This is a genomic window from Legionella sp. (assembly GCF_965140895.1).
In the GTDB taxonomy this organism is placed as follows: domain Bacteria; phylum Pseudomonadota; class Gammaproteobacteria; order Legionellales; family Legionellaceae; genus Legionella.
The window spans coordinates 1-6,240 of record NZ_CBCSKT010000020.1 but is presented as its reverse complement, the minus strand read 5'-3'; the positions used below and the strand labels follow the sequence as shown (position 1 = coordinate 6,240).

Sequence of the window (6,240 nt, the reverse complement as noted above, 5' to 3'; positions counted from 1 at the left end):
CCGTTGGGCTACCCCACCATACCCCGCATCCTTTAGTGGCGTATAGCGATACCCATTGCCCAACGCGCTCCAGCCGCACTCCTCCTCGGGCAAATCCAGATGTCTTTTCGCTTCGTTCAGCCGCTCGGGCACACGAGACAGCCAAAAAAATGGAACCTCCTCGCTGACACACCGCTCATAAAAAGCACTGTCTCCTACATACAAGAATAAGGGTGCGGCTTCAAGTTGCCTACAAAATTCATGCATCCTTGCCGCACCGCCAGGCAGTACCTTTTTATCGGAAGCGTTGCCGCTGTGTGATTCCATCCATACGGGAAAGATGAAGAGCTTGCATCACTTCTTACAAGCATTACTTCTTCTTTTCCATTGCGAAAACTGTCAACATTGATCAATTCGGACCTAATGCGTTTTCTACTGGATAAAAGCGAAGGCACAATTGGTGAGATGATGACGCTACTGGCCAAAGCAGCAATTTTGGCAATAGAATTCGGCGAGGAAATGATCAATAAAAAAATTTTAGCGCAGGTTGATTATCAATCTCCTACTGAGAGAAGAAGAACTTTTGAGCGCGCGATTGGATGAGTCGGTTTTTTATTGTTTTATTAGATCATACTTAGATGGAACAGAAATTCTGTTCCGATAGAATTGATTTGTTTGTTTTGGTACATTATCATTTGCTCTTCTAGATTCTAATGGAACAAATTTATGGCTTGCTATGGATATGCATGGGTATCAAGCATCGATCAAGACTATTCTTTGCAAGAAAAAGCGCTTCGAGCTGCTGGATGTAAAATTGATGGAGCATACTGGTAATTTAATCGCGGATTTAATTATCCCAGAAGATGACTTGGAAATTACTGACACCGAAACAACTTATGAAATGAATCTTGCACTATTCAAAATCAAAAGAACTGTTAAAAAACGTAAATCATAAGGTAATCATATGCACTCAACAGAAACAGTGATTGATGATGAACGCTGAAAAACAAAAAAAGACAGCCACACTCTCTGTATCGCCTTCTGGAATATTGCATGTTGTGCATCATACCAATAATCAAACTCCATGTGCCTATATAGCACAATCTCACTTCGTCGATGCTTTTGCAAATTCACCTGAAGAAGGCTTGTTTGCCCTAGTGACATCTAAAATAGAAGATGATTGGTCATTAGCACTTACCTATTGGCGAGAATTTGTGGCTATGTATGTGGAGCAATTATCACAACAAGCTTACGATATATCAAAAGCATTAAATATTGGTTTGCCTTCCGAAGAAGCGTTGCAGCACTGGGTATTAAAAGTACCACCCATGCCAGGCGGCGAATATGTAACCATAGACGTATTAAGGTCAATATGGTCCTCATTTGATACATGGTGTTGTGCAAAAGTGTCATCTCATAAGGATGGTGTAGCTGGTTTTTTAAAAAAACATTTGCCAGCGTGGCTTCCATTAGGGCGTGTGTGTTTTCATTTGGCTGAAAATAAACAAGATGAAGACTACCCTTTTGCTTTTATGGCTACTTATGCAACACAGTTAGCCCACTCTCATGAAATGCAACATAAACCGCTGAAACACGCACTCCAGGAATATGCGGGACATCACAATAAAACCGCGTTATATCATTTATTAAAACCGATTCATGAAGCAGCCATACACTGTGAATGGGTACGTGAAATTTTAGAAAGTCATGATGTTTATCACCCAATGGCATGGACACCTGCAGAAGCATATCAATTACTGCAGTCCATTGTGCAACTTGAAGAAGCAGGACTTATGGTGAAATGCCCCAATTGGTGGAAAAAACGTCCAAAACCTAAAGTGCAAGTCAATATCGGTGGCAAAAAAAGCGCGCTGTTGTCGGCAGACTCCTTATTAAACTTTAATGTCACGGTTGCTTTAGATGGTGAGCCACTAACCAAAGAAGAGTTGCAGGCTATTTACCAATCTGAAACAGGACTCATCTTGCTTCGCGGGCAATACGTGGAAATCGATGCGGAAAAACTAAAAGAGGCACTGTCGCATTGGGAATTGGTTCAGAAAAAAGTAGGTGATGGATTATCTTTTACCGAAGGCATGCGTTTATTAGCTGGAATGAGTGTGGATTTAACTTCCGAAGAACATACCAACACCTTACACGAATGGTCGATGGTTCAAGCTAGTGATACTTTGTCGACATTACTTGAAACAATTCGTCACCCTGAAACCTTAAAAAACAAGGAATTAGATGGGGAATTAAAGGCTACTTTAAGACCTTATCAAGAAATCGGCGCCAACTGGCTCGATTTCCTAACGGAGCTTGGATTGGGTGCGTGTTTGGCTGATGATATGGGCTTAGGAAAAACGCTACAGGTAATTACTTTATTACTCAGACAAAAGAAAAAGCAGTTAAACCAACCCAGCTTACTTATTTTACCTGCTTCACTTCTAGATAACTGGCGCACGGAGATGCAGCGTTTTGCACCATCCCTAAAGCCATTGTTTTATCACAGTGCTTTTGATGGCGTGAGTAAGCCTACTTCAGAAACACTCTCGTCTTTGGATGTTGTTGTCACTACCTACGGTACATTACAACGTCAACCTTGGCTGCGTGAGACATCGTGGCATTTGATCATTTTAGATGAGGCCCAAGCGATTAAGAATCCAATGTCCATTCAAACAAAATTGGCTAAAACCTTAAAAGGCCATGCGCGCGTTGCGCTGACTGGAACCCCGATTGAAAATCGATTAGGCGATCTTTGGTCCTTGTATGATTTTATCTGTCCAGGTCTTTTGGGAACCAGTCATCGTTTTAAACAATTCATTAAAACTATAGAAAGTAACAAGAAATCATCTTATGCTCAATTACGTCAATTAGTTCAACCCTATTTGTTACGGCGCTTAAAAACTGATAAATCAATTATTGCCGATTTACCTGATAAAACTGAAGTTAATGTATGGTGTGAATTAACTAAAGAGCAATTGAAATTGTATACTCAAGCAGTACATGACATGGCTCGTACTTTAGAAAATTCTAAAGACGGTATTCAGCGTCGAGGACTAGTTCTGGCTTATTTGATGCGCTTCAAGCAAATTTGCAATCATCCTGGACAGTTGTTGGGCGATAAAGATTATCATGAACAACGAAGTGGTAAATTTGATCGTCTGAGGTATTTATGTAATGAGATTGCCGCGAGACAAGAGAAAGTGCTGGTTTTTACCCAATATCGGGAAATGACGGCTCCAATAGCACAATTTTTAGAGAAGTGTTTTGGTGAACCTGGCCTGATTTTACACGGAGGCACTCCTGTAGCTAAAAGAAAACACTTTGTTGATAAATTTCAAGATGAAAAAGGCCCTCCTTTTTTTGTTTTATCCTTAAAGGCGGGAGGAACGGGATTAAATCTGACAGCCGCAAACCATGTTATCCATTTTGATCGATGGTGGAATCCTGCGGTTGAAAATCAAGCAACCGATCGTGCTTTTCGCATTGGTCAGAAACGCAATGTCTTGGTGCATAAAATGATTTGCAAAGGCACAATTGAAGAAAAGATTGATCGATTGATTACCGAAAAAGTATCATTAGCAACCGATGTGCTTCAAGTGAATGGCGAAAGCTTATTAACTGAAATGGATAATCAGCAATTGCTTGATTTAGTTCGTCTTGATTTGAATCAAATGATAGAGGAGAAAATGTTTGTATGAGATGGGCCCCATATGTTCCAGTCGCTAAAAGACGCGCAAATGCCGCCAAGAAAATGGCTAAGTTAGCTAAAAAAGGTCAGAATATTCAACCCATTGAAATTCAGGGTCGCACCATTGCACGATCATTCTGGGGGAAAGGATGGTGTGAACACATGGAATCTTTCTGTGATTTTGATAATCGATTACCTCGAGGGCGTACCTATGTTCGCAATGGCTCTGTGTGTCATCTTGAGATTAGTGAAGGTGAGGTTCATGCCATTGTTTCAGGAAGCTCACTGTATCAGGTTACAATTGGAATCAAACCCCTTGTACGGGAAAAATGGGAACATATTAAAAAAACGTGTCAAGGGAAAGTAAGCTCCTTATTGGATTTATTGTCTGGAAAACTTTCCAGTGGTGTAATGGAAGTGGTAGTTCATCCCAAAGAAGGTCTATTTCCTTTGACTCATGAGCTCACTCTACAATGCAATTGTCCTGATTGGGCAACTATGTGCAAACATGTAGCCGCAGTGTTATATGGTGTAGGCTCTCGATTAGATGCAGATCCAGCACAATTGTTTAAATTACGTGGTGTTAATTTTGAGGAGTTCATTGATATTGAACAAGCCATCACTTCTGTAATTTCCACAACACAAAGCCGTAGAAAGCGCATGAGTGATGAAGCATTTTCCAATCTCTTTGCTCTTGACTCTGCAGATGAAGTGATAACGCCTGAAACCCTTCCCAAGAAGAGCCCAACACGTTCTTCAAAATTTCCTAAAAAACTAACTGGGGACTCTATTTTGCAAAAACGTATCGAGCTTCAATGCACAAAGAAAGCATTTGCTGAGCATATTGGAGTCAGCGTGACCTCTGTCACACTATGGGAGGCAAAGGGTAAACAGCTGATCACCCCAAATGCCAACTCACTAGAAAAATTAATAAATCTTTGGAGTACATAGTCAATGTTCCTTCAAAAGACAAACAATTTATTCTGATAGCCACTGACAATGACTTCTGGCTATTGTCATCGTCTTCTGCAAGTGACAGATTTAATAGCGCTTTCTGACTGGTTAGAGCAATGTGGCATAGAAACAGTCGTTATGGAATCAACAGGAGTATATTGGATTCCACTTTATGAATTACTTGAGTCACGTGGTTTTGATGTGAAATTAGTTGATGCCCGTCATGTGAAAAATGTTAGTGGGCGCAAAACTGATGTGTTAGATTGCCAATGGCTTCAACAATCCATACTTATGGACTATTAAGCGGCGCATTTCGTCCTAATGAACAGATATGTGCATTGAGAACCTACATTTGCCAACGTGCTATGTTAATTAAACAAGCATCAACCCATATCCAACAGATGCAAAAGGCGCTCAGTCAAATGAATATGCAGATCCATAATGTGTTGAGTGACATCACAGGTGATACAGGCATGAGAATCATTCGATCCCTTGTTTCAGGTGAGTGAGATGCAATGATATTAGCAAGTTATTGTGATAGACGATATAAAAAAAGAAAATCGGGCTCAGGTTCTAAAAACAAGTTATCTTTTGATGCAAGCTCACATTTAATTCGCATTGCTGGAGTTGATTTAACTGCAATACCTGGCATTGAAGCCTCAACAGCATTAAAAATTATTTCGGAAATAGGCCTGGATTTAAATCGGTGGAATAGTTCAAAACAATTTGCTTCCTGGCTTGGTTTATGTCCGGGAAATAAAGTGTCTGGAGGGAAGCGATTAGGGGGAAAAAGTAAACGTACTTCAAATAATGCTGCATCTGCTTTAAAGATAGCGGCTAGTACACTACATTCAAATGAAAGTGCCCTAGGTGCATTTTTTCGTCGATTAAAATCGCGATTAGGCACTCCTCAAGCAATAACTGTTACTGCACATAAAATAGCAATTATTATGTTTGAAATGATTAAAAATCATATTGAATATAATGAAGTGGGACAAGATTACTATGAAAACCAATATCGGGATCGCCTGATAAAAAATCTAAGTTTCCGTGCAAAAAATCTTGGTTTTGAGCTTAAGAAAATTTCATGTTAATCAATGGATTATAGGGAAGTTCTTTGGGAGAAAACGTGCCGGAAACAAGACGCTCGCGGCCTTTAGCTTCGCGCGTTGGCGAGTCGATTTCGGAGACTGGGACGTCCCGGAATCTTTCACGAGGTAGCGCGACCCTTTATGCTATTAACAATACTTTGTAACTATTACAATTTTAAAAAAAACTTATCATTCGGTATTTTTAAAGTCTGGATAATTTATTTCTTTTTTTGATTTTTGTTGACCAATCACTGTTTTTACCTAATAGAAAAGAGCTATTGTACAATGGCAGTTTGCTCATTTCATTCGTGGCCGGACTGTTTGTTATTTGCAATTGAAACCAGCAATTCCCGCCATTAAAAAATATCCAGTAAATTAGCGGCTCATAGGTGATCTAGGAATTAATTTTTCGTAGACTATCGCCACACTATTATTTTACTTAGGAAAGCAGTTGGGATTTGTACGGAAACATTTGTCTGCAGATGGATTACACACGATAGTGAAACACAGTCTGCTTCGAGAACA

At 40.0% G+C, this 6,240-nt stretch carries 6 protein-coding genes; all 6 read left to right on the top strand.

Annotation, left to right across the window (positions count from 1 at the left end; all coding sequences use genetic code 11):
* Positions 1 to 402: 402 nt before the first annotated feature.
* The 6 genes from ACQY7T_RS02750 (at position 403) to ACQY7T_RS02725 (ending at position 5,718) form a co-directional block, all read left to right on the top strand.
* Entirely contained in the window at positions 403 to 582 is a 180-nt protein-coding gene (locus tag ACQY7T_RS02750) for a hypothetical protein (RefSeq protein ID WP_428411187.1), read from the top strand.
* 133 nt (positions 583 to 715) lie between these two features.
* A complete protein-coding gene (locus ACQY7T_RS02745) occupies positions 716 to 934 on the top strand; it encodes a hypothetical protein (RefSeq protein ID WP_428411186.1) in 219 nt (72 codons plus the stop codon).
* A gap of 34 nt (positions 935 to 968) precedes the next feature.
* Entirely contained in the window at positions 969 to 3,680 is a 2,712-nt protein-coding gene (locus ACQY7T_RS02740) for a DEAD/DEAH box helicase (protein WP_428411185.1), read from the top strand.
* Complete coding sequence (locus ACQY7T_RS02735; protein ID WP_428411184.1) at positions 3,677 to 4,621, top strand: SWIM zinc finger family protein; 945 nt, start codon at positions 3,677 to 3,679, stop codon at positions 4,619 to 4,621. The genes ACQY7T_RS02740 and ACQY7T_RS02735 overlap by 4 nt, the downstream gene beginning before the upstream one ends.
* A 48-nt stretch (positions 4,622 to 4,669) precedes the next feature.
* Entirely contained in the window at positions 4,670 to 4,927 is a 258-nt protein-coding gene (locus ACQY7T_RS02730; protein WP_428411183.1) for an IS110 family transposase, read from the top strand.
* A gap of 212 nt (positions 4,928 to 5,139) precedes the next feature.
* Entirely contained in the window at positions 5,140 to 5,718 is a 579-nt protein-coding gene (locus tag ACQY7T_RS02725; RefSeq protein ID WP_428411182.1) for a transposase, read from the top strand.
* Positions 5,719 to 6,240: the final 522 nt, after the last annotated feature.

What these genes read in the sequence shown, in the direction of transcription:
- ACQY7T_RS02750 (WP_428411187.1), top strand. Translation starts at nt 403, where the DNA reads ATGCGTTTTCTACTGGATAAAAGCGAAGGCACAATTGGTGAGATGATG.
- ACQY7T_RS02745 (WP_428411186.1), top strand. Translation starts at nt 716, where the DNA reads ATGGATATGCATGGGTATCAAGCATCGATCAAGACTATTCTTTGCAAG.
- ACQY7T_RS02740 (WP_428411185.1), top strand. Translation starts at nt 969, where the DNA reads ATGATGAACGCTGAAAAACAAAAAAAGACAGCCACACTCTCTGTATCG.
- ACQY7T_RS02735 (WP_428411184.1), top strand. Translation starts at nt 3,677, where the DNA reads ATGAGATGGGCCCCATATGTTCCAGTCGCTAAAAGACGCGCAAATGCC.
- ACQY7T_RS02730 (WP_428411183.1), top strand. Translation starts at nt 4,670, where the DNA reads ATGACTTCTGGCTATTGTCATCGTCTTCTGCAAGTGACAGATTTAATA.
- ACQY7T_RS02725 (WP_428411182.1), top strand. Translation starts at nt 5,140, where the DNA reads ATGATATTAGCAAGTTATTGTGATAGACGATATAAAAAAAGAAAATCG.